This window comes from Bacteroidia bacterium (assembly GCA_016218155.1).
In the GTDB taxonomy this organism is placed as follows: Bacteria; Bacteroidota; Bacteroidia; order Bacteroidales; family GWA2-32-17; genus GWA2-32-17.
Map to the genome: position 1 here is coordinate 18170 of JACREQ010000047.1, position 23055 is coordinate 41224.

Annotated in this window: 23 protein-coding genes and 1 tRNA gene; 17 read left to right on the plus strand and 7 right to left on the minus strand. The window is 30.4% G+C overall.

Annotation, left to right across the window (positions count from 1 at the left end; genetic code table 11):
• Positions 1 to 2: 2 nt before the first annotated feature.
• Positions 3 to 1034, minus strand: a complete 1032-nt coding sequence (locus HY951_09190; protein MBI5540218.1) for an efflux RND transporter periplasmic adaptor subunit — start codon at positions 1032 to 1034, stop codon at positions 3 to 5.
• 10 nt (positions 1035 to 1044) lie between these two features.
• The gene (locus HY951_09195; protein ID MBI5540219.1) at positions 1045 to 2328 is read right to left on the minus strand and encodes a TolC family protein; all 1284 of its coding nucleotides are present in this window, start codon (positions 2326 to 2328) and stop codon (positions 1045 to 1047) included.
• Positions 2329 to 2977: 649 nt separating this feature from the next.
• On the opposite strand from HY951_09195, the gene HY951_09200 reads away from it, so the two are divergent.
• The 7 genes from HY951_09200 (at position 2978) to arsM (ending at position 7466) form a co-directional block, all read left to right on the plus strand.
• The gene (locus HY951_09200; GenBank protein ID MBI5540220.1) at positions 2978 to 3334 is read left to right on the plus strand and encodes a hypothetical protein; all 357 of its coding nucleotides are present in this window, start codon (positions 2978 to 2980) and stop codon (positions 3332 to 3334) included.
• A 1-nt stretch (position 3335) separates the two neighbouring features.
• Complete coding sequence (locus tag HY951_09205; protein ID MBI5540221.1) at positions 3336 to 3566, plus strand: helix-turn-helix transcriptional regulator; 231 nt, start codon at positions 3336 to 3338, stop codon at positions 3564 to 3566.
• Positions 3567 to 3591: 25 nt separating this feature from the next.
• The gene (locus tag HY951_09210; protein MBI5540222.1) at positions 3592 to 4278 is read left to right on the plus strand and encodes a DUF4386 domain-containing protein; all 687 of its coding nucleotides are present in this window, start codon (positions 3592 to 3594) and stop codon (positions 4276 to 4278) included.
• Between the two features lie 16 nt (positions 4279 to 4294).
• Positions 4295 to 5266, plus strand: coding sequence for an NAD(P)-dependent alcohol dehydrogenase (locus HY951_09215; GenBank protein MBI5540223.1), 972 nt, complete (start codon positions 4295 to 4297; stop codon positions 5264 to 5266).
• Positions 5267 to 5315: 49 nt separating this feature from the next.
• Entirely contained in the window at positions 5316 to 5969 is a 654-nt protein-coding gene (locus HY951_09220; GenBank protein ID MBI5540224.1) for a DUF4395 domain-containing protein, read from the plus strand.
• A gap of 65 nt (positions 5970 to 6034) precedes the next feature.
• On the plus strand, positions 6035 to 6574 hold the full coding sequence (gene sigZ, locus HY951_09225; protein ID MBI5540225.1) for an RNA polymerase sigma factor SigZ: 540 nt from the start codon (positions 6035 to 6037) through the stop codon (positions 6572 to 6574).
• 61 nt (positions 6575 to 6635) lie between these two features.
• On the plus strand, positions 6636 to 7466 hold the full coding sequence (gene arsM / locus HY951_09230) for an arsenite methyltransferase (protein ID MBI5540226.1): 831 nt from the start codon (positions 6636 to 6638) through the stop codon (positions 7464 to 7466).
• Between the two features lie 503 nt (positions 7467 to 7969).
• On the opposite strand, the gene HY951_09235 is transcribed toward arsM, so the two are convergent.
• The 4 genes from HY951_09235 to HY951_09250 all read right to left on the minus strand — a co-directional run bounded on the left by HY951_09235 (position 7970) and on the right by HY951_09250 (position 11034).
• The gene (locus HY951_09235) at positions 7970 to 9226 is read right to left on the minus strand and encodes a hypothetical protein (protein MBI5540227.1); all 1257 of its coding nucleotides are present in this window, start codon (positions 9224 to 9226) and stop codon (positions 7970 to 7972) included.
• Positions 9227 to 9371: 145 nt separating this feature from the next.
• A complete protein-coding gene (locus HY951_09240; protein ID MBI5540228.1) occupies positions 9372 to 9770 on the minus strand; it encodes a hypothetical protein in 399 nt (132 codons plus the stop codon).
• 286 nt (positions 9771 to 10056) lie between these two features.
• Positions 10057 to 10932: a T9SS type A sorting domain-containing protein gene (locus HY951_09245; protein MBI5540229.1), complete on the minus strand. Its 876-nt coding sequence runs from the start codon at positions 10930 to 10932 to the stop codon at positions 10057 to 10059.
• A gap of 30 nt (positions 10933 to 10962) precedes the next feature.
• Positions 10963 to 11034, minus strand: a tRNA-Arg gene (locus tag HY951_09250).
• 88 nt (positions 11035 to 11122) lie between these two features.
• Here HY951_09250 and HY951_09255 point away from each other — a divergent pair.
• From HY951_09255 to HY951_09265, 3 genes are all read left to right on the plus strand, one after another.
• Positions 11123 to 11632, plus strand: a complete 510-nt coding sequence (locus HY951_09255) for a GNAT family N-acetyltransferase (GenBank protein MBI5540230.1) — start codon at positions 11123 to 11125, stop codon at positions 11630 to 11632.
• A 9-nt stretch (positions 11633 to 11641) separates the two neighbouring features.
• Positions 11642 to 12493, plus strand: coding sequence for a hypothetical protein (locus HY951_09260; GenBank protein ID MBI5540231.1), 852 nt, complete (start codon positions 11642 to 11644; stop codon positions 12491 to 12493).
• A 137-nt stretch (positions 12494 to 12630) separates the two neighbouring features.
• Positions 12631 to 13554: a D-glycero-beta-D-manno-heptose-7-phosphate kinase gene (locus HY951_09265; GenBank protein ID MBI5540232.1), complete on the plus strand. Its 924-nt coding sequence runs from the start codon at positions 12631 to 12633 to the stop codon at positions 13552 to 13554.
• Positions 13555 to 13570: 16 nt separating this feature from the next.
• Here HY951_09265 and HY951_09270 read toward each other — a convergent pair whose 3' ends face one another.
• A complete protein-coding gene (locus tag HY951_09270; protein MBI5540233.1) occupies positions 13571 to 13951 on the minus strand; it encodes an SRPBCC domain-containing protein in 381 nt (126 codons plus the stop codon).
• Between the two features lie 152 nt (positions 13952 to 14103).
• Here HY951_09270 and rmuC point away from each other — a divergent pair, with 152 nt between their 5' ends.
• The 7 genes from rmuC to HY951_09305 all read left to right on the plus strand — a co-directional run bounded on the left by rmuC (position 14104) and on the right by HY951_09305 (position 23001).
• The gene (rmuC, locus tag HY951_09275; protein MBI5540234.1) at positions 14104 to 15465 is read left to right on the plus strand and encodes a DNA recombination protein RmuC; all 1362 of its coding nucleotides are present in this window, start codon (positions 14104 to 14106) and stop codon (positions 15463 to 15465) included.
• 47 nt (positions 15466 to 15512) lie between these two features.
• A complete protein-coding gene (locus HY951_09280; GenBank protein ID MBI5540235.1) occupies positions 15513 to 16394 on the plus strand; it encodes a hypothetical protein in 882 nt (293 codons plus the stop codon).
• A 123-nt stretch (positions 16395 to 16517) separates the two neighbouring features.
• Positions 16518 to 17636, plus strand: a complete 1119-nt coding sequence (locus tag HY951_09285; GenBank protein MBI5540236.1) for a DEAD/DEAH box helicase — start codon at positions 16518 to 16520, stop codon at positions 17634 to 17636.
• Positions 17637 to 18408: 772 nt separating this feature from the next.
• A complete protein-coding gene (locus tag HY951_09290; GenBank protein ID MBI5540237.1) occupies positions 18409 to 19044 on the plus strand; it encodes a PAS domain-containing protein in 636 nt (211 codons plus the stop codon).
• 237 nt (positions 19045 to 19281) lie between these two features.
• Complete coding sequence (locus tag HY951_09295) at positions 19282 to 19860, plus strand: hypothetical protein (GenBank protein MBI5540238.1); 579 nt, start codon at positions 19282 to 19284, stop codon at positions 19858 to 19860.
• A 450-nt stretch (positions 19861 to 20310) separates the two neighbouring features.
• Entirely contained in the window at positions 20311 to 20649 is a 339-nt protein-coding gene (locus HY951_09300) for a GIY-YIG nuclease family protein (GenBank protein MBI5540239.1), read from the plus strand.
• A 639-nt stretch (positions 20650 to 21288) separates the two neighbouring features.
• Positions 21289 to 23001, plus strand: coding sequence for an SBBP repeat-containing protein (locus tag HY951_09305; GenBank protein ID MBI5540240.1), 1713 nt, complete (start codon positions 21289 to 21291; stop codon positions 22999 to 23001).
• Positions 23002 to 23055: the final 54 nt, after the last annotated feature.

Here is a 23055-nt window from a genome sequence, read left to right on the forward strand (position 1 = left end):
TATTAATTTAAAATCAACTTTTCATTTGTTTTCAACCCGCTTAAAACCTGAATAAGTGATTTGTTTTTCATTCCAGTTGTTATCTTTTTCTTAACAGATTTTTCATTTTCGAGAACATAAACAAAAGACTCTCCGTTTGTAGTATTAATTGCTTTTTCAGGTATTGCTATAACATTACTCAATGAATCCATTAAAATATTTACCGTTGTCGTCATTTCAGGACGAAGTATCTTTCCTTTCTTATCAGAAATCTCAATGATTACATCATAATTGACCACATTATCCAGTATTTCTGCTTTAGGATAAATGGAAACAACTTTTCCTTCAAAAATAACATCGGGATATGTGTCAACAGTAAACTCAGCTTTTTGACCAGTCTGCACTTTACTAATATCTGTTTCATCGACGTAAGCCCTTACTTCAAGACGGCTGGTATCAATGATAGTAACAAAAGTAGGAGATGAAAACATGGCTGCCACAGTTTCACCTTCTTGTGTGGAAACTGATGCAACTACTCCACCTACAGGTGCAATGATGTTTGTATAATCGAGTTGAATTTTAGCATAATCAAGGTTTGCATTTAACTGAGCAACCTGCGCTTGAGCAACTTCATAATTTTTTACTGCTAAGTCGTAAGATTGCTGTGAAGTAAAACCTTTATCCAAAAGATTTTTCTGCCTTTCTTTTTCAAGTGTTGCATACTTAAAATTTGTTTTTGCATTTTCAAGATTAGCAAGAACCTGTTTATATTGAGCAGTTAGCTCCGTGTCATCAAGCTTGGCAAGAAAATCACCTTTTCTGACTTTATCGTTTACATTCACATAAAGTTTTTTAACTATGCCCGATGCACGTGATCCAACACGCACTTCGGCTCCTACCTGAGGTTTTATCACTCCCGTTGCCAAAACAGTATTCTTTAATGTTTTTGGTTTGATAATAATTGTTTCATATTGTTTTTCGTTATTATCGCTACTACAAGCAGTGAATAAGATTGCAGTCAGAATGAATAATGATATCGGATAAGATATTTTCATGTTTATTGATTTATTTATTAGTAACACCAAGTGTTCTTTCAAGTTGAACTTTTGAAATTTGATATGCATACCATGCATTAATATATTTTTCTTTTGCCATAAAATTCTCTGTACGGGCATTTGCTAATTCAAGCATAGAACTAATGCCTTGTTTATACTCTTCCATAACAACAGTAAGATTTTCGGTTGTACTCTTCAGTAGAGTATCAATTATCCCTATCTGATTGTAATTTTCATTAAGAGTCAGAAATTGATTATTTATTTCTTTGCAGAGATTTAACAACAGATTTTCTTTCTGAAATGAAATCGCATTGCTTTGAAGTTTTTCAATTTTTACCTGATACTTTTTTCGATAACCGCTAAAAATATCCCATGATATTGTTAATCCTGCATTCCAGAAGTCATTATTTTCAAAAAGCGGATTATAATTCCAATTATAACCGGCACCTACACTTATTTTGGGAAATATGTCCGATTTTACTGACTTTATATAAGATTCTTGAGATAAAAGCAAATCATCCATCATTTTTAATTCGGGATAACTGTTTTTTGCTATTGAAAAAAGCGAGTCCTTGCTGATAGTTGAATATTTATTGTCAGTAATAAATAAATCATCCTGAACTTTCGTGTTTTCAGTGATATTTAATCCGGTCAACTGCCATAATTCATTTCTGACTTTCAGGATAACATTTTCATAAATATTGGAAATGTATTTTGCATCAGCAACATCAGATTCTGCTTTTAAAATGTCACTGTTTTTGCCAATACCAATTGCTTTTTTTTCTTTAGCAGCTCTTAGAAATAAATCAGCTTGTTCTTCATTATTTTTAGCAAGTTCAAGCAATTTGATGTATGTCAAATATTCGAAATAAAACAGATTAACCTGTACTATTACATTTTGTTGTTTGGCATTATAATTTGATAATTCAGCCTTATAAAGAAATTTTGATTGCTCCAGTAATGCTTTGTTTTTGCCATATTGCCATAATACCTGATTTGCATTGATTCCATAGCTTACAGAATTATAATTATTGTCCAATTTATTTTGATCGGTAAGATTATATGAGGCTGCGCTATATAAATATGGGAACTGAGATGATTTTGCTTTAGATGTTTCTGTTTTTTTAATCTCTGTTTGAATAAATCCTTCCTTTAAATCGGGAGAATAATCAAGAGCTGCTTTTATACAAATTTCAAGTTTTAAAATTGAAACCGTATCAGACTGGCTAATTGCCGCTCTGTTATTCGTGATAATCAGAACTAATAATAGTACAATTTTTATACAATATTTCATATATTCGCTTAATCTTTATTTTAATTGCAAAGAAACAAGACAGGTTTAACACAAATGTTTCCAAATTGTAACAAATTGTATCGGTTATCAATTGTTAGATCAAGCCAGAATAATTTTTAGTCTGTTTTATAGACAATAGTATTGGAAATTTGTTCAGATCTATTTAACGTGAGTTCGAAATAAAATAATAGAATACATAGCTTTGTTATATTGAGTGAATTTTCGAAGAAAATTTGTATCGAAATGAACAAAACGACTAGTTTTCGATACGAAATTCTGAAAGAATTTCACTCTTCGCCGCAGCGAACTAACATCGTTTTCTTATTTCGAACTCACGTTATTTAGATAAAAAATATGATTTCAGAAAAACATACTAAGTAGTAGTTTTTATTCCAAACAGAGCTCAAACTACATAAATTCCTGTTATTAAAAAAAATAACTTTTTGATTATTACTCACTTTTAAAATAATGTAAAATATATTTGACATAATGTAAAATATATTTATCTTTGTGTCGACAATTTCATACTCAAGATTATAATTTATAAAGGGAGGTAAATATGGACCATAAACAAAAACAAATAATTTTATCTATAATAATTTCAATTATAGTTTTTACATGTTATTCCTTATATATATACTATAAGTACATGGCTGAAAATATGGAAATTATAAACGACTTTAAATTTTGGGGAAAAGCATTTTTAATCTTAATACCAGTGGCAATTTTAGCACAAATTATAATTTATATTGTATTTGCCATTATCAATAAAATGATTACAAATGAGGATATTCCAAACCTTTCGGACGAACGCGATAAGCTGATTGATTTAAAAGCTATTCGGATTTCGCATTGGATATTTACTTTGGGCTTCATGCTGGCAATGGGTTCACAGGCAATAGGTATGCAACCTTATATAATGTTTGTTGTATTGATTTTTTCAGGATTTGCATCAAGTATAATAGCAGAAATTGCTAAACTATATTTTTACAGGAAAGGATTTTAATATGAGGAAGTGTTTTATAACTAACAACATCCGAAAATTACGCTTCAATGCTAATGAAATGACCCAGCAAGAACTTGCAGATAAAACAGGCGTTACACGACAAATGATTGTTGCCATTGAAAACGGAAAATATTCTCCAACATTGGAATTAGCTTTTCGAATTGCCATTGTTTTTAAAGTTCCATTAGAAGAAGTATTCTCATTTAACTCACAAGATATAAAGAAGCCATAACTTAAACAATCTTCAAAAAGGAAAAATGAATCTATTTAAAAACTCTGGAAGAAAAGCCGGGATGTTTTATCTGCTTGTTGCAGTTTTTGCTGGTTACTCTCAAGTTATTCGTGCAAATATAATTGTACATGGTGATACTGTAGCTACTGTCAGTCATATTTTAACTTCTGAGACACTTTTTAGAACCAGCATTGTGAGTGATCTTATGGGTCAAATTTTTCATGTGTTGCTAGCTTCGGTCTTATACAAGTTGTTTAAAACGGTTAACCAAAATCAGGCTAGACTCATGTTTGTCTTGGCTTTAGTTCCTGTTCCCATTGCCTGTATGAATATGGCAAATCAGTTTGCTCCTCTGTTACTTTTAAATGGTTCTATTTACCATAACATCTTTGAACCTGCACAATTACAATCCCAAATCATGTTTTTTCTCGACTTACATAAACATGGTATTTTAATCGCACAACTATTTTGGGGTCTTTGGTTATTACCTCTAGGTTATTTGGTCTTCAGGTCTGAGTTTATTCCTAAATTATTAGGAATTCTCTTGATTATAGCTTGTTTTGGTTATCTGACGGGAAGTTTCATTACTTTTCTTTTTCCCCGTTACGAAACAATGTTTACGTGGGTTTATATTGAACCAGCTATTGCTGAAATTTTATTTGCCTTCTGGCTATTAATAAAAGGAGAAAGGCATTCTAAATTAAACTCATAAAAAAGATTATTAGAAGATGAAAGCTGTTATTTGCACCAAATATGGCTCCCCTGAAGTTCTTCAACTCTGCGAAGTTGACAAACCAATTCCTAATGATAATGATATTCTTATAAAAATCAATGCCACAACAGTATCATCTGCCGATGGAATAATGAGAAAGTCTGAATCATTTGTGAGCAGAGTAATTCTTGGATTTAGCAAACCAAGAAAAAAATATAGAATTATGGGACTTGAACTGGCGGGTGAAGTTGAATCAATTGGGAAAAATGTGAAACGATTCAAACAGGGAGATCAGGTTTTTGGCTTTACAGGATTTAATCCAGGTACCTATACGGAGTACAAATGTATGAGCGAAAAAGGATCACTGGAATTAAAACCGTCTAATATATCATTTGAAGAAGCGGCATCGGTTGTTGACGGAGCATCAACGGCTTTATTTTTTTTAAGAAACAAAGCGAATATTCAAGAAAGTCAGAAAATACTCATAATTGGAGCTTCAGGCAGTATTGGGATTTTTGCAGTTCAGCTTGCCAAAATATTTGGAGCAGAAGTAACCGGAATATGCAGTAGCTCAAATTTAAAATTAGTAAAATCTTTGGGAGCAGATAGGGTAATTGATTATACGAAAGAAGATTTTGCCACATCAGGAAAAAAATATGATGTAATTTTTGACACTGCAGGGAAGAGCTCCTTCAAGCACTGTAAGTCATCTTTAACAAAAAATGGGCTTTATATGGTTACAACAGGTGCTATAATAAAAAACTACATTTTTACCTTTTGGACTAAATTAGTAAACCGTAAAAGATTCATTTTTGCCATGTCTGTTAATAAAAATGAAGCACTGAAGTTTATTAAAGAGCTAATAGAATCAAAAAAATTACGAACGGTAATTGACAGAACATTTACACTAGAGCAAATTGTTGAAGCCCACAAATACCTTGAAAATGGCAACAAAAAAGGGAATATTGTAATAACTGTAACAAATTAAACTCAAATAAGTTCCAAGCATTTTAATAATACATCTTATAGAAAATAAAATGAAAAAACTAATTAAATTTGGTGAAGATATTGAAGGATTCAATATCGCCGTTTTAAACGAGAGAGAAATACGTGCTGCTGCAGGAATATTGTTTTTAGCGACCTTTACTTCATTAATGTTTATACTGTTTAAAGGAAATTTTGCTCCAATAAAGTATGTAATTACCCTATTCCTTACGGATTTCTTGATACGGGTTTTTATTAATCCTAAATTTTCACCTACTCTGATTATTGGACGTTTGATTGTTAGAAACCAAGTTCCTGAATATGTTGGAGCTCCCCAAAAAAAGTTTGCCTGGGTGATTGGCGTGATACTAGCAGCTACTATGTTCTTGTTTTTTATCATTATAAATGCTTATAGTGTAATTACAGGTATTGTATGTCTTATTTGCCTCATATTCCTATTTTTTGAATCGGCTTTTGGAATTTGTTTGGGGTGTAAATTTTATCCTTTGTTTTTTAAAAATAAAGTACAATACTGCCCTGGTGAGATTTGTAAGATTAAAGAAAAACATGATATTCAGAAAATATCTAAAAATCAATTGCTTATTTTGCTAGCATTTATTACATTCATCTTTCTCACAGGTTATTTGTTTAACAATAGATTTAGTGAAAAACCATACGATTTGATGGGCATTAATAATACTGTGTAAATAATATGCGTCTTTTTCTAATATTTTAGTCTATTACTAAATATAGTATATCAATTTATGAAATAATGAGTAAACAATTAATATTAGAATTTCAAAATGAGTTGAAACAATTCATAAGCAGGAAAGTGAAAAATAGTGATGATGTTAATGATATTCTGCAAGATGTTTTATTGAAAATACACATAAACTATTCAAAAATAAGAAAAAAAGAAAGCTTAAAAAGTTGGCTCTATCAAATTACACGAAATACAATTATTGATTATTATTTGAAGAAAAAAAAACTAACAGTAATAATTTCTGACACGATTATTTATGATTTTGAGGATTATTCAGAAGATAAAAGCGAAATAGTAGATTGTTTGCAGCCTTTTATAGCTCAACTTCCCAACAAGTATAAAGAAGCCTTGCTTCAAACAGATTTAGGCAAGTTATCGCAGAAAGAATTTGCAGAAAAGACAGGACTTTCTTATTCAGGTGCTAAGTCTGTTGTTCAGCGAGCAAGGGCAAAACTTAAGAAGTTATTTGAACAGTGTTGTCAAATTGAAGTTGACATCTATGGAAACATATTGGAATATCAGAAAAATAAATCCTGTCCCTGCTCTTAAATATTTTTGCGTCCTTTTTAAAATGCACAGTCTTTAGGTTGTAATAATTAAAAAAAATAACATGAACAACTTAAAAGACAAAATCAAAGAAGCCTATTCGGGCATAGTAACAGAACGCAACACATCAACTGGATGTTGCACACCTTCAAACAACTTTGTAAGCACTTGTTGCGGACCAACCACCGAACTAACAGGGTTTAGTGAAGATTACAGCAACCTGCCCGGTTACAACCCCGAAGCAGATTTTGGTCTAGGTTGTGGAATACCTGTTGCTTTTGCTGGCATAAAAGAAGGGCATACCGTACTTGATCTTGGTTCAGGTGCAGGAAATGATGCTTTTGTTGCACGATCACTTGTAGGAGCAAAAGGTAAAGTCATTGGTATTGACATGACAAATGCAATGATTGATAAAGCTAATCAAAATAAAACCCAATTAGGTTTTGATAATGTTGAGTTTATTCTTGGAGATATTGAAAACCTTTCACTACCGGAAAATTCAATTGATGTTGTAATTAGTAATTGTGTTCTTAATTTGGTAAATGATAAGTTTGCTGCATACAAAGGAATATATAATGTATTAAAACCTGATGGGCATTTTAGTATTTCAGATGTTGTGGTTTCGAGTGCATTGACAAAAAAAATGAGCGAAATCGTTGAACTCTATGCAGGATGCATTGCGGGAGCAATGATTAAAACAGATTATCTGAAAACTATTGAAAAAGCCGGATTTAGTCAAATTGAAATCAAAAAGGAAAAAGTTGTTTATCTACCAGATACTTTTTTACTCCAATACATAAACGGACAGGAACTAATAGATTTTCGATCTTCTGGTGTACAAGTTCTAAGTATAACTATTTATAGTAAAAAAAATAAAATTAATAAATGCATATAACCGGAGGAAATAGTTTTGAAAAAACACCAGTTTTTCGCATCAGTTTTTTTGTGAGATGCTGGTGCATTTCAAATTTTCTTTTTATAACACAAATCAGTAATCCAAATATTACTTCTTTGACTAAAGTTAAACATTACATTAATACCATATTGGTAAAAAGAACTGAAGAAGACCGAATTAACTGCGATTCAACTTTCCGAGCGAAAAGGATTATTAAAATGCAAATACTTAAACGATCGGGTTGAAATAAGTGGACAAGGTAAACTTTAATTAGAAGGTGAAATCTATATAAAATAACATTATGCAATATTAATGCAATCATGTATTCAACTACAAAATAATTAAACAAAAAGGGTAATGGAATTTTCCATTACCCTTTTTATGACAATTAATAAATATTGTTATATAATCACTATAAATTTTTCATACGGTAAGTTTAACAATATAGAATTAATCTTATTGCAAATTTCATTATTCTCACTTTTTATATGAATCTTTGCATACTATTGCTTAATTATCCATTCATATACAGGGTCAATTCCCTTGCTGAAATCTAAAAAAGTAAATTCTACTTTTTTATCAGGTGTTATCGTTTTTAAATCATCCTTTATTCTTGTAAAATATTTTGTAGAATAATTTACTTTTAATTCTGAAGATGGAAGCACAAGAGTTCTAACTTCTCCATAATGATTTGGTTTACCACCAGTTTCTTCACCAACAAAAATTGCATTTGTTTTCTCTTTAAAATCCATTGTATTAATTATAGCCGAAGAAAAAGTTTGTCTACCAATAACTACATATATTTTAATATTTTCATTTAGAATTTTATTTACAGATAACTTATTTATAAACTCTGTACCTTGTCTGGAGCTACCTCCACCATTAAATCGCATATCAAATATTAATTTATTTATTGGCTTACGCTTAATAGTATTAAATACATTTTTTTCGAATTCAACAAAAGAAGGAAATTCTTTGGCTCTTTTTTTATTGCCTGTTTTTTTTTCAATCTCTCTACTCCAGCAGTTATTATATTGCAAATAATATATAGCTCCATTCTCGATATATTTGTCATAGAAAAAAACTTTCTGATTTTGCCAACATAATGCAATTGAATCTGGTTTAAAACTTACGATATTATTTTTATTTATTTTACTTAGTTTAATTTCATGAATTGTAGACACTCCGGTTATTGATTCTACTTCAATTTTTAATTCGTTGTTTTTCGAAAATCCAAAATATTCTAAAAGTTGAATAATCGGTATCATACTGGGGATATCACTCTTTATTATTGCCTGATTATCTATTGTTATCAATGTACTTAAACTATCAACGATTAAACCTATATTAATTCCATTAATTTTTGTGATTTTTGAACCTAAAAGTATTTCATAATCTTTTGTAGTTTTAAGTATATATAAACCATCACTAAACCAATATAATTGTAATGGAAGTATTTTGTCACTATTAATATATTTCCCATAAGAAATCGTTGTATGCGAATCACCTATTTTAGCAATAACTTGCTGCATTTTAATGGCTATCTCTAAATTACTGAATTGAGAAAGGTTAGAGGATATATAATCAAGCTTTGATTCAAATTCCGTTTTTGTCATTGAAAAAAATAAATTTTTATGCTTTATTGGTAATTCCTTTTTTAGAAATTCAATATCGGTCTTCCAATCAACTACTTTTTCAGTTTGAGCTTGACTATATATGCACAAAATAAAAAGAAATACAATTAAATATATTTTTGTCATGTTTTTTTAATTTATATGCTTAATGTTATTATTGGCGGACATTTGTATTCTCAGCTAAGAATTATGAAACGACTATGTGATTAATTTCTTGTTATATTTGTATGCATGTTATATCTACGTGTTATGTTTTCATTACTATGAATTTTTAAGAATTGACATGCAAATAGGCTTTTTTAAATTGATTAAAATTATTAAAATAACCTTCAATTGAGATTTTATACTTTGTTTTTCCTGTAACAATAAAGTAATTTGTGTCTGAATACGCTCCACATGTAGATATACTCATAACATATAGCCCATCATTATTTGTTGCTAACCAATTGATTACTATTCTTTTTCCACTAGTACAGCCTGTTTGTGTTTTTCTTGTACCTATTTGGTCATATGAGTCATAACCCAATGTTTTTATTAATTCGAGTGGAATATCTTTCTTATTAACAGTAACAAATTTATTTTCTGTTAACTCTTTTATTAAGTCTTTTGTTGTTTGTCCAAATACATGCACACAAAAAAATAATACAAATATCAAAATCCAATATTTCATGTTTATTCACATAGTTTATGTATAGACCAATTCTGCTTATTCATAGTTTGTGTATATCGGCATACATATTTCAAACACTTAAATATACTATATATTAAAATTTTTTAATTAGTCATTCTTGTGTGCTTTAAAAATAGTTCAAATTTGCTTTTCATTTTAGTCTCCACTTTAAGGATCACGATTGAGTATCCGCAGTATCGGACAAAGTCGAAATTATTTTTTTCATGTTAACTTTGATTATATCAAGCGTGGACTCTTGATAGATGTTTTTTCGTACAAATTTGCTTTACTCAACAACCAGTTTACATCTATAAGTTTTTGTTCCACTAACCTCAATTATATAAAATCCTTTTTTAAAATTTTCCCGACTTATGCTATAATTAAAACTATTTATAACGTTTTCATTAAATACCATTTTTCCCGAAACATCAAAAACTGTTAGTGTGCAATTATTGCCAAGTTCAGTATCCCATTTAATATTTGTAAATTCCTTCATTGGATTTGGATAAACACTAATACCTTTAAATGCGATATTAGAAATAATTTCTGTTGATGTAGGGTTATAATGACATGGTATTTGTCTTTTATATCCAACACCATAATAATAGTTAGAAAATACATTAAAATCACTGTACGTATTAAGTGAGCCTGAAACAGAATCTAACAATGACATATTATCAGGTAAAGTACCTCTATAAATGTAATATTTAGAAGGAACAAAAACTCCGCTTTCATCAAAATACTTTGTCCAGTTTAATATTATTATTGTAGTTGGAAAACCTTGTGTTACCTGCAAATGTATTGTTTGATGATATGGACTTTTTTGAGATTTGTTTCCACAACTGTCTACAACACAAATTTTATATCTGTCAGAATGAACTTCAGGACTAGAAGTATAATCAATAAATTTACTTGCCATATTAAAGCCTTTGTATCCAATAGAATCATAAATATCAGAACTTGTTTCTTTATAAATAATATATCCTGCAGTACCAACTCCTGGTGTGTTTTCCCATGTAATTCTATTTTTAAAAGTTACAGAATCAATTGTAATCAGGCAAATATTTTCATTCTCATAAGGAATGCAAGTATTTATTGTTTGCTGACCTTTTGTAAAAAATACAGAAAACATAATTGTAAATAATAATAGTGTAGTTCTCATATAAATTTATGTAATTAGTTATTGGGGTAGTAGCCCCGCCGGGAATCGAACCCGAATCTGAAGTTTAGGAAACTTCCGTTCTATCCATTGAACTACAGGGCCAGTGAACTGCAAAAGTAATAAAATCTTTGATTTTAATTTTTCGCATAGTCAAATTAATTATTTTTGAACAAAATATAATATTCACTAAATGGAAACAAGCACAAGTTTTATTCTTCGCCCTTGGCAAATTTCAGATATTGACAGTCTGGTAAAATATGCTAACAATAAAAAGATTAGCGATAATCTAACTAATGCTTTTCCAAATCCAGACAGCTGTGACGATGGGATAAAATTTATAAAAATTCAGGAAAGCTATAATCCTGCTAAAGCCTTTGCTATAGTAATAGATAACGAAGCTTGTGGAGCAATTGGAGTATTTCAGCAAACAGACATACACGAAAAAAATGCCGAAATGGGTTATTGGCTTGCCGAGAAACATTGGGGAAAAGGGGTTATAACAAATGCGATAAAACAAACTGTAGAATATGGCTTTAAAAATTTCGAAATAAACAGAATTTTTGCCAGACCATTTGGTTCAAATTTAGCTTCTCAAAAAGTTCTGGAAAAAGCGGGTTTTAAATTTGAAGCAAAATTCAAAAACACAATTTATAAAAACGGACAATTTTTAGATGAAATTTATTATGCTATTTATAAGTAAGACTTTATAATGCGAGCAACTTCAATAATTATCATTTCAATAATTACTATTGCATTTCTTATTTCATGCAAACGCGAGAAAATTGAACTTGATAATTTAAATAACGGTGAAGTAATTGTTTTAGGTCATGGTGGAATGGGAACATTTTACAAATATCCCAGAAACTCTAAAGAATCGATAATTTCTGTAATGGGAATTGGCGCAGAAGGTTCTGAAATAGATGTTCAGATGACCAAAGACAGCGTATTGGTTGCTTTTCATGATGAAGAAATGAATCTTACTACTACATGTAAAAACAGAATATGTGACCAATACTGGGCAGATATTGATGATTGTGTATTTCATTCGGTTGTAAGATATGTTTATGTTTTAAATTTAGATTATTTGTTTTCAGTAATTACACAGCCATCACAACATTACTTTTCATTTGATTGCAAAATACCTGACGTAGAAAACAAAACTGAATTTATGAGAAGATTTGCAAGAGCAATAAAAAAACATGCAACAAAATATAATTTAACCGACAAGCTTATTATTGAAGGCAAAGTAGAATTTCTTGAGATTTTAAAGGAACAAAATGTATCTGCAAAACTATTCGTTACACAAACTGCTGATATGGATCAGGCAATTTTATGGGCTAATACTATTGGTGCCTATGGCGTTGGCTTTGGAAGCAGCATTACTAAAGAAGATGTAAAAAGGGCACATGACAACAACCTGTTTGTTATGGTATGGGAAGCCAGCACAGATGCACAAAATATTGAAGCATTAAAAAAGAATGTTGACATTATACAGACAGATAAACCTATACCATTACTAAAAAAACTTGGTAGATTTAACAGAGATTATCCTATCCCATAATTCAAATTTCTTTAAAATGAACATTTTTATTCATTTTTTTTAACTTTGCCAAAAATATAATTATTGTGAAAGCAACTGAATTAAATGCTCTATTTCAATCATTCTCAAATTTCAGGATTTTGGTTATCGGAGATGTAATGATTGACGCTTATTTGTGGGGTAAGGTAGAAAGAATCTCTCCGGAAGCACCTGTTCCGGTTGTTAGCATAATTAAAAGAGAGAACCGTCTTGGTGGCGCAGCAAACGTTGCTTTAAATCTAAGGTCACTTGGGGCAGTACCTGTTATCTGTGCTGCAATTGGTAATGATGAAAAAGGTATTATTTTTAATGAATTATGCGAACAAAATGGAATTGCCATTGATGGTATTATAACATTACATGATCGCCCAACAACTGTAAAGACAAGAGTAATTGGCGGCAATCAGCATTTACTAAGAGTTGACGAAGAAATTGATATTTCCATATCAGAATCAGAAACTAAAAAATTATCAGAAAGAATATTCCTTCTTCTTAACAAAGAAAACATAAATGCTATAGTTTTTGAAGATTATGATAAAGGAGTAATCTCACCATCATTAATTCAGGCTGTTACAAAAGAAGCCAAATTAAGAAATATTCCTGTTTGCGTAGATCCTAAAAAAAGAAATTTCCTTTCTTATGAAAACATTTCATTATTTAAACCCAATTTCCGCGAACTAACTGAAGGGTTAAAATTAGATTTGAAAAAGAATGATTTTGAAGGAATATTTAAAGCAGTTCAGCTTTTCCATAACAATAAGAACATTGAAGAGGTTATGGTAACATTATCTGAGCTTGGAATATTTATTAGTAACGGTAAAGAATATAAAACAATACCTACTCAGGTTCGTGATGTTGCTGATGTATCAGGTGCAGGAGACACAGTAATAAGTGTTGCAACATTATGCAAAGCAGCCGGACTAAACTCAACAGATACAGCAGCTATTTCAAATATTGCAGGTGGGCTTGTTTGCGAAAAAGTCGGAGTTATTCCTGTTGAAAAAGAAGCACTTTTGCAGGCTTGTAACAGATTTTTCAGTTAAACCAGTTATGCTGGGCTTAATCTTCAAAAAAGAATTTTAAAGCACCGAAATAACTTTCTTCCCAACCCTCCACAAAATCGTCATACTCACTATCCGGAATATTAGTATGTCGTAACTCAGCAGATGTACCGTTTTTATCCTGATGAAGAATAATAGTCACTATAGATTCTTCAGCCTGACCGTCAAAATACCATTGCTGAACAATTTTCTTATTTTTAATAAATTCAATGTTCTTTCCTACTATACTCCCACTCCACAGTGAAAATTCAGATCCGGGTTCGATTGACATTTCGGCTTCTTCGCCAGTCCATAAAGTAATTGAATTAGCATTAGTTAAAGCCATATATACTTCATCTATAGGCGCATGAATTATATAGTACTTTTTGTAATCTTTCATTGTTTAAAATTTTCAAAATTGAATATACAAATATATTAAACAAAATAATTTTATATACTCCTGATAAAAAAAACTTAAATTTGAGGAATAAAAATTATTAAGCATTATTATTTATATGTAAATGATAATAGTAATAGGCTAATTGAAACAACATGAATGATTTTTTGATTTTAATTATAGGTATAAAAGTAGGCGTACTTTTAGGTTGGACTATCTCTTTTTTTATCAGAAAAAAGAAAAAACGTGTTGCTTTAGTTGAACTACAGGCAATACAAAATGAGCGCGATACTGCGAAACTAAACTATGGTGTTGTTAATGAGAAAGTTCAAATACTTGAGCAACAAATTAAAACACACAAAGCTGAACTTGAAGAAAAAAACAACCAATTATTAGCCATAACTTCAAAACTATCTACAAGTGAAGCTAATATGCAAAACATGCTTCAAAAAATAGAGGAACAGAAAAAAGAATTAGAATCTGTTCGACAACAAATGAATATCGAATTCAGAAATCTTGCAAACGATATACTGGAAGAAAAAACTAAAAAATTTACAGAACAAAACCGAGAAAAACTCGATGAACTTTTAAAACCATTAGGCGAAAAACTTAAAGATTTTGAAAAGAAAGTTGAAGAAACTTATAATAAGGAATCGCGAGAAAATTTTTCTTTAAAAGAAGAATTAAAACGACTATCCGACTTAAACCTTCAAATTAGTAAAGACGCAACAAATCTCACTAATGCATTGAAAGGTCAGGTAAAAACACAAGGAAACTGGGGCGAAGTAATATTAAAAACAATTTTAGAACGCTCCGGACTGGTTGAGAACCGTGAATTCTTTGCTCAGGAATCAGTTACAACTGAAGATGGCAAGCGTTTTCAACCAGATATTGTTGTAACATTACCTGATAATAAAAATGTAATTATTGATAGTAAAGTTACTCTTGTTGCATACGAAAGATATGCTTCTGCAAACACAATTGAGGAGCAGGACGTAGCAATGAAAGAACATATTATTGCAATTAAAAATCATATTATCGGATTAAGTCAGAAAAATTATCAGGATTTGTACAAGCAAAATCAACTGGATTTTGTTATGATGTTTTTACCAATTGAACCTGCCTACATGCTGGCAATACAAAAAGAACCTGAAATATGGAATTTTGCATATGATAAAAGAATTCTTCTTATCGGACCAACTAACCTTATAGCTGCATTAAAATTAATTCAGTCATTATGGAAACAGGAATATCAAAGCAGAAATGTTTTAGAAATCGCAAAACGTGGTGGCGATTTATACGATAAACTTGTTGGTTTTATTGAAGATTTATTAGGGATTAAAAAGAAACTTGACGATGCCCAGAGAAGCCTTGAATCATCTATTAACAAATTACACGAAGGAAAAGGCAACATACTTAAAAGAGCCGAAGAAATGAAAAGTTTAGGTGCTAAAGCAAAAAAGAGCTTACCTGTAGATTTGTTAGATTTGGCAGATGAATTTAAAACAGAAGAATAATTTAAGTTTTAATTTTAATTACAAACAACAACATTTAAACTTTAAAAATGAATAATGTAAAAGAGATTAAATACGAAAAGTTTAAATGGATTGATATTTTTCAACCACAAAAAGAACAACTTGAAGAAATTGCACAAGACTTTAAACTTGATTTATTTCAAATCAGAGATAGTTTGGAGCATGGGCATTTACCAAAATTTGAAAAACATTTAGACTATTGTTTTATAATATTAAGAGCATACACTGCAAAAAACAGAGATAAATTCTCAACTGTAAGTGAACTTACCAATAAGATTGCTTTTTTTTATAACGACGAAAAAATTATAACAATTCACAGAGCTAAATTTGATTTTTTAGATCAGATTAAACAGGATTTTTCGCATTCACAACAACTGCTTACATACATTATTAATCAAATGGTACAAACATTTACCCAACCTGCAAACTGGCATAGCATTAAAATAGGTGAAGTTGAGAAAGTTATTTTTTTAAAAGATTACACTAAAATTTCTCTGGAAGATTTATATTTTCAAAAATCGCAAACACGAATTAGTAAAAAAATATTGCAAATAACACAAGATGTAGTAAATAAGATAACAGTTACACAAGAATCACAAACTGCATTGCAAGATGTTAAGGATAGTATTATTAGTTTAATTTTGATTTATGACGAAGTTGCAGAAGACGCTAACAACCTAATGAACACATATCTATCTTTTACAACAACAAAGAACAATGATGTAATGAAATTACTTACTATTTTCTCGGCATTCTTTTTACCATTAACTTTTTTGGTTGGAGTTTATGGAATGAATTTCGACTTTATGCCTGAACTCAGATTAAAATACGGTTACCTATTTGTTGTTATATTTATGATTATTATTTCTTTATTAATATTTTACTGGTTTAAAAGAAAAAAAATAATGTAAAATAAATACCCTTTAAGAATGTAATACTAAAGGCAAGATGATGAATTAAAATATTTATTACAAACAGTTTACAAAAACGATTATTTAAATGCTTACTTTTGCATTTAATTAATCATATACAATTTGAAAACATTCTCTGATTTAGGTATCTCCGATACATTTATAAAGGCTTTAGAAGAAAACAATATTACAGAGCCTACACCAATTCAAATACAAGCAATACCATTCTTAGTACAACAAGGAACAGATTTTATTGGTCAGGCACAAACCGGAACAGGCAAAACTGCTGCTTATGGTTTACCTATTTTACAAGCAATTTATTCTGAAAATCCCAAAATTCAGGCTTTAATACTTGCACCAACACGCGAATTAGGTCAGCAAATAGCAAAGCAATTATTTAAGTTTAGTAAATATGCCGACAAAAAAATATTTGTGGAATCAATAACCGGAGGAAAAAAAATTGACGAACAAATTGTTGCATTAAAAAGACCTACACATATTGTTGTTTCTACTCCCGGACGTTTGGTTGATTTGTTAGAACGTAAAGCAATTGACCTTTCATCAATAAAAACAATAGTTTTAGATGAAGCCGACGAAATGCTTAGTTTTGGTTTTAAAAAAGAACTTGACACAATATTAAGTTATACTGCCGGTAAACGTCACACCTGGTTATTTTCTGCTACTATGCCTCAAGGTATAAAAGCAATAATTGCAAAATATTTATCACAAAGTGCAGTAAAAATAGAAGTTCATAAGCACGATGTTATAAATAAAAGTATTGATCATAAATTTGTAATATGCGAAAATCATGATAAACCTAAAGTTTTAACAAGATTTTTAAAAAAGCAAGGCAATAACAGAGGTATTGTTTTTTGCAGATCGCGAATGGATACGCAAGCTGTTGCCGATAAACTTATTTCCGAAAAATACAATGCCTGTGCTTTGCATGGTGATTTGATGCAAAAAGAACGCGAGAAAATAATGAGAGCTTTTAAAAACACTAAACTTCAGATACTCGTTGCTACAGATATTGCAGCCAGAGGTATAGATGTTAATGAGCTCGCATATGTTGTACATTATACTCTTCCTGATCAGATAGAATATTATACTCACAGAAGCGGACGAACCGCAAGAGCAGGGCATAAAGGAATTTCACTATGTCTGGTTAATCAAAGAGACATTGCTGATTTAAAAATTATTGAACGCGATTTAGATATTTCTATTAAAGAAATTATTCTTTAATAATTTTGATGTTAGTTCGCCGCTCCACTGCGGTAAAGGATGCTCAGGGAAACAACAAATCTTGTGGACAGTGGCGCATAGAATTTGTTCTACTCCCCTAATTTCATCATTGCTTGCCACTACACGTAATCTCATTTTACATTATTCAACTTATAAATTCACACAAAATCCAGTTTATTTTCAATATTGTTATAATTTAATGGAACATTATTAATAACAAATAATAAGTACCATTACCTATACAATAACAAATAAGGATTAAACTTCTTATACCTTACAAAACTGACATTAAATAGCTTACTTAAAATCTAAAATGTTTAGTAATAAATTGCAAATATTTATTTTTCTTTATTATTTGTTATTTATTTTTTTGCAGGCAACTTTTTTAATTGTCAAATTGTCTTACATAATAAAAACAGCAATTAAAAGGTTATAGTTAATAATGTGAAAAATATTTTTTTTATCACTCCCTACCCACAAAATTCATTTTTTATGTATATAAATTATGAATTGCACATTATTTGAACTGATTACTTCCATAAAAAAAATACTTTTTTTTCATTGCTGATTATAAGCATATTATTAATTATTAATAAAAATATTTAAAAATCTGTGGTTACTTTTTTAATCTTATTCGACTATAGGCTGCAAAATAATAATATAATATGATGAAGCTTTTTGTAATAATTTCAAAATCAAGTTGTATAATATTATTTAATTTCCTGCAAATGAAAACAATATTGTTTTTAAAGCTTTAAAAAAAATATTAATTATGATTGACCAGCAAATAACCAGAGAGGAACTTTTAACTAAGTTAAAAAAAATAAACCATGATTATTCACAATTAAAAGAGCTTTATGACAATGATATAGAAAAACTTAAGCTTATGGAAGAAAGTTTGAGGATAGCAACTGTATATTCAAACAGTTTAATTGAAGCAACTCTCGATCCATTTGTTTCTATTAATACAGATGGCATAATTACCAATGTAAATAAGGCTGCAGAAAATATTACTAATTTATCAAGAAAAGAATTGATTGGCACCTTTTTCTCTGACTATTTTACAGAACCAGAAAAAATTAGCAAAATATTTCAAAATGTATTAGAAAATGGATTTGTTACAAATTACCCTCTTACTATTTGTCAATCAGGCATTAAATTCACAGATGTTTTATTCAATGCCTGTGTTTTTAAAAATGAGCAGGGAAGTGTAATTGAAGTAATGGTTGTAGTTCGTGATATAAATGAATGTAAAATAGCTGAAATTGCTTTATCTAAACAAACAAAAGAACTGGAAAGGTTAAACAGATATTTTATTGACAGAGAAATTAGAATGGTTGAACTAAAAAAAGAAGTTAACGAACTACTTCAAAAGTATGGTCAGGAAAAGAGATATCCTGTTTCTTAGATATATTTTCAGATATTTTTAATTTATTACAAAAAAAACATTTTTTAGTGTTAATTGTTACCATGTTGATACAAATAAACATCGGCAAAACATTTTGATTTTATTTTAAATACATAACCTGCACGTTGTTATTTGCAAATAAAAAATCATTAATACAAAAAATAGTTGAACTAAAAATAAATATTATCTTTGAAATAAAATATTAATAATCATTTTTCAAAACTTAAAATTTTAAATATGAAAAATCTCAGTCTTATTTTAGCTATTGCAATTAGTATCTTTATGTTCTCATGCAAATTTGCTCCTTCTACTGAAGAAGCATTAGAATGTAACAAGTATATTATGAATTCTACTGGTAGTCTCGACAGAGCTTACGATTCATTTAAAGAATTCTGGAATGAGTATGATGTTGATACATTTGACGTAGTACAATTTGAAGCATTAAAAACATCTTTACAAACAGTTAAACAAGAAATAAACACTGCTTTAACCACAGTAAATGATAAAAAGGATTATGAGGGAATTAAAGATTTTACCGATTTCAAAGGAATTGCATTAGATTATTATAAAGCAATGGGCTCAATGTGCGATAAAGAATATACCGAGATTATTGATCTATTAGGAAAAGGTGAAGAATTTACAGAAACTGACAGAGCTAAATGCTTTGAACTTGACAGTATTATTGGTGTAAAACATCAGAGTGCATGTGATGTGTTTATTAAATTTCAGGAAGATTTTGCAAAGAAATATGATTTCGAGTTAGAAGATACTCAGGCAAGAGATAAAACTTTGGAAGATTTAGGTATCAAACAATAACATTTTACAGTAAATAATTTAAAAACCGGAGACTTAAAAAGTTGTCCGGTTTTTTTATGTTATTTATTTTTTCGTCATTGCGGGCAACGACCCGCAACTATTATCTTGCGAAGCAAAATCTCATTTTGCATACCTAAAAAGATGCTAGTTCGAGTTTATCGAGAACTACAGAAACTACATAACCCTCACTTCTCGATACGCTGCGCTACTCGAAGAAGCAACTAGGTTCTTTTCTATGCATCTCTTAAATGCTTGTCCGCCGCGGCGGAGAGTTTATCGAGAACAACAAAAACTACATAAACCATACTTCTCGATACGTTTCACTACTCGAAGAAGCAACTTGGTTCTTCTCTACTCACTCACAAATGCTTGTTCGAGTAACGAAGTGTATCGAGAACAACAAGAATAACAAACACTTTTTAATAAATTCATTTTATTTATCTTTACATTATGAAAACTTATTATGTTTATATTCTTGAATGTTCAGATGGCACTTACTATACCGGTGTAACAAATGACATTGAAAGAAGATTATTAGAACATATTAGTGGAGAAAATCCAGACAGTTATACTGCAAAAAGAAGACCTGTTAAACTTGTCTGGTTTACAGAAACAAATGACATAAACTTTGCTTTAGGAAAAGAAAAACAAATTAAGAAATGGTCTAAAGCTAAGAAAACTGCTTTAATTAATGAAGACTGGGAAAAGTTGAAATTACTTGCTAAAAAAATAAACTATAATACAAAATTGAAAGTCCGCCGCGGCGGAGAGTTTTTGAGAACTACATAACCCGCACTTCTCGATACGCTACGCTACTCGAAGAAGCAACTAGGTTTTTACCTACTTAACTCACAAATGCTAGTTCGAGTGTAATCGAGAACTACAGCTACTACATAACCATTACTTCTCGATACACTTCGTTACTCGAAGATGCAATTGGGTTTAGTTTCGATCCTCCGTATTGCTAGTCCTCCGCCGCGGCGGAGCGGCTGAGAGTTTATCGAGAACTACAAAAACGAGATAACCCGCACTTCTCGATACGCTGCGCTACTCGAAGAAGCAACTAGGTTTTTACCTACTTAACTCACAAATGCTAGTTCGAGTGTAATCGAGAACTACATAACCCTTACTTCTCGATACGTTTCACTACTCGAAGAAGCAATTGGGTTTAGTTTCGCTCCTCCGTATTGCTAGTTCGAGCTTATCGAGAACTACATAACCCGCACTTCTCGATACGCTACGCTACTCGAAGTAGCAGTTAGGTTTAACCACACTTCTCAATACGCTTCGCTACTGTTGCAACACGGCAGCAAACAAACTAACAAAAACAATAAATACAATTTAACAATATATTTAAATAAAACTTATGCTATGTTATTTTAATTTTATAAATTTGACACACAACAATGTATAAAATTTATCACAGGTATGAAAAAATTCATCTTTCCTATTTTGTTAATCGCTTTTGCTAATCTTAGCAATATGTGCTTCTCACAACACTACCAATGGGCAAAAGGTGTAGGAAGTGCAACTAATGATGCGGGCAATTGTATTACAGTTGATCACCTTGGTAATGTTTATATTGCAGGAACCTTCTCAGACATAACTGACTTTGATCCGGGAACTGGTATTGCAAATCTTTCAACAGTAGGTTCAGAAGATATATTCTTTGCAAAATACGATAATCTTGGAAATTTTATTTGGGCTAAAAGCATTGGCGGAACAAATCAGGAAGATTGTTATAGCATTTCAATTGATAACCTTGGATATATATATGTTACCGGTAGCTTTTCGGGCACTGCAGACTTTGACCCGGGACCAACAAATGCAAATCTTACAGTAGTTGGGTTTGGTGGTCTTTTCTTTGCAAAGTATGATAACAATGGAAACTACATCTGGGCTAAAAGCGTTGATAATTCGGTGAGCAGAAGCCTTGCAGTTGATGCTTTGGGCAATGTGTACATTACAGGATATTTCTGGGCTGCTACCGATTTCGATCCAAGTGGCGCAACCGCAAGCTTAACACCAATTGTTCAGGATGTTTTCTTTGCAAAATATGATAACAATGGAAATTATTTATGGGCAAAAAAAATTGGCGGAACCAGTTCCGATAACTGGGGAACACATATAGAAATTGATCCAACTGGTAATGTTATTATTTCGGGATATTTTAAACGTACATCAGATTTCGACCCTGGAACATCTACAGTAAATCTTACTCCTGCATATAATGGATATTATGATATTTTCTTTGCAAAATACAATAGCAGCAACGGAAACTACATATGGGCAAAAAGATTTGGCAGCTCATATGATGATTTTACATACAGTGCCGACCTTGACAGTCTTGGGAATATATATATTTCAGGTTATTTTTCAGGAACATCTGACTTCGATCCTGGTACAGGAACAGCTAATATTACAGCAATAAATATTGATGCCGATATTTTCTTTGCAAAATATGATAACAATGGAAATTATTTATGGGCAAAAAATATAGCTGTAATGAACTATAAACAAAGTTTTGGTATTAAAGTAGATAATCCAGGCAACTTATACATTACTGGCGGTTTTCAGTGCACTACCGACTTTGACCCGGGACCAGGCATCACAAATTTAACTGCAGTTTGTGCTGATACCTGTGATATTTTCTTTGCAAAATACGATTTAGATGGAAAATATTTCTGGGCAAGAAGTATGGGCGGTACAGATAATGATCAGGGAAATGGAATTACAGTTGATAGTCTGGGAAACGTTTATTTAATAGGTACTTTTGGAAACACTGTTGACTTTGACCCTGAAGCAGGAACAGCAAACGTTTCATCTTTAGGAATGTATAACTGGGATATTTTCTTTGCAAAATATAGTGCAACAACTACAACAATAAATGAATTTTCGAAAGAAAATACAAGTGATTTTAATATTTTTCCAAACCCATTCTGTAACAACCTTTCAATTAAAGCAAAATCTAATGAGCAATTTGATGTTGTATTATATGATATAACAAATAGAAAAATATTGCAACATAATTTTATTAATAATATAAACCTGCAAACCGAAAATTTAACAAAGGGCATTTATATTTATGAAATAAAAAATAAAACTGATGTTGTTGGAAGAGGGAAATTAATAAAAGAATAAAAAATATAAATTTTTTCTCCCTCATTATCATTACATTATAATATTTTTATAAAA

Bases quoted from the DNA above. Each gene is read 5' to 3' on its own strand.
- sigZ (MBI5540225.1), top strand. From the start codon at position 6,035: ATGAGTAAACAATTAATATTAGAATTTCAAAATGAGTTGAAACAATTC.
- HY951_09290 (MBI5540237.1), top strand. From the start codon at position 18,409: ATGATTGACCAGCAAATAACCAGAGAGGAACTTTTAACTAAGTTAAAA.
- HY951_09240 (MBI5540228.1), bottom strand. From the start codon at position 9,770: ATGAAATATTGGATTTTGATATTTGTATTATTTTTTTGTGTGCATGTA.
- HY951_09305 (MBI5540240.1), top strand. From the start codon at position 21,289: ATGAAAAAATTCATCTTTCCTATTTTGTTAATCGCTTTTGCTAATCTT.
- HY951_09220 (MBI5540224.1), top strand. From the start codon at position 5,316: ATGAAAAAACTAATTAAATTTGGTGAAGATATTGAAGGATTCAATATC.
- HY951_09245 (MBI5540229.1), bottom strand. From the start codon at position 10,932: ATGAGAACTACACTATTATTATTTACAATTATGTTTTCTGTATTTTTT.
- HY951_09205 (MBI5540221.1), top strand. From the start codon at position 3,336: ATGAGGAAGTGTTTTATAACTAACAACATCCGAAAATTACGCTTCAAT.
- HY951_09215 (MBI5540223.1), top strand. From the start codon at position 4,295: ATGAAAGCTGTTATTTGCACCAAATATGGCTCCCCTGAAGTTCTTCAA.
- HY951_09265 (MBI5540232.1), top strand. From the start codon at position 12,631: ATGATTGACGCTTATTTGTGGGGTAAGGTAGAAAGAATCTCTCCGGAA.
- HY951_09195 (MBI5540219.1), bottom strand. From the start codon at position 2,328: ATGAAATATTGTATAAAAATTGTACTATTATTAGTTCTGATTATCACG.
- HY951_09270 (MBI5540233.1), bottom strand. From the start codon at position 13,951: ATGAAAGATTACAAAAAGTACTATATAATTCATGCGCCTATAGATGAA.
- arsM (MBI5540226.1), top strand. From the start codon at position 6,636: ATGAACAACTTAAAAGACAAAATCAAAGAAGCCTATTCGGGCATAGTA.
- HY951_09280 (MBI5540235.1), top strand. From the start codon at position 15,513: ATGAATAATGTAAAAGAGATTAAATACGAAAAGTTTAAATGGATTGAT.
- HY951_09210 (MBI5540222.1), top strand. From the start codon at position 3,592: ATGAATCTATTTAAAAACTCTGGAAGAAAAGCCGGGATGTTTTATCTG.
- HY951_09260 (MBI5540231.1), top strand. From the start codon at position 11,642: ATGCGAGCAACTTCAATAATTATCATTTCAATAATTACTATTGCATTT.
- rmuC (MBI5540234.1), top strand. From the start codon at position 14,104: ATGAATGATTTTTTGATTTTAATTATAGGTATAAAAGTAGGCGTACTT.
- HY951_09190 (MBI5540218.1), bottom strand. From the start codon at position 1,034: ATGAAAATATCTTATCCGATATCATTATTCATTCTGACTGCAATCTTA.
- HY951_09255 (MBI5540230.1), top strand. From the start codon at position 11,123: ATGGAAACAAGCACAAGTTTTATTCTTCGCCCTTGGCAAATTTCAGAT.
- HY951_09295 (MBI5540238.1), top strand. From the start codon at position 19,282: ATGAAAAATCTCAGTCTTATTTTAGCTATTGCAATTAGTATCTTTATG.
- HY951_09235 (MBI5540227.1), bottom strand. From the start codon at position 9,226: ATGACAAAAATATATTTAATTGTATTTCTTTTTATTTTGTGCATATAT.
- HY951_09200 (MBI5540220.1), top strand. From the start codon at position 2,978: ATGGCTGAAAATATGGAAATTATAAACGACTTTAAATTTTGGGGAAAA.
- HY951_09300 (MBI5540239.1), top strand. From the start codon at position 20,311: ATGAAAACTTATTATGTTTATATTCTTGAATGTTCAGATGGCACTTAC.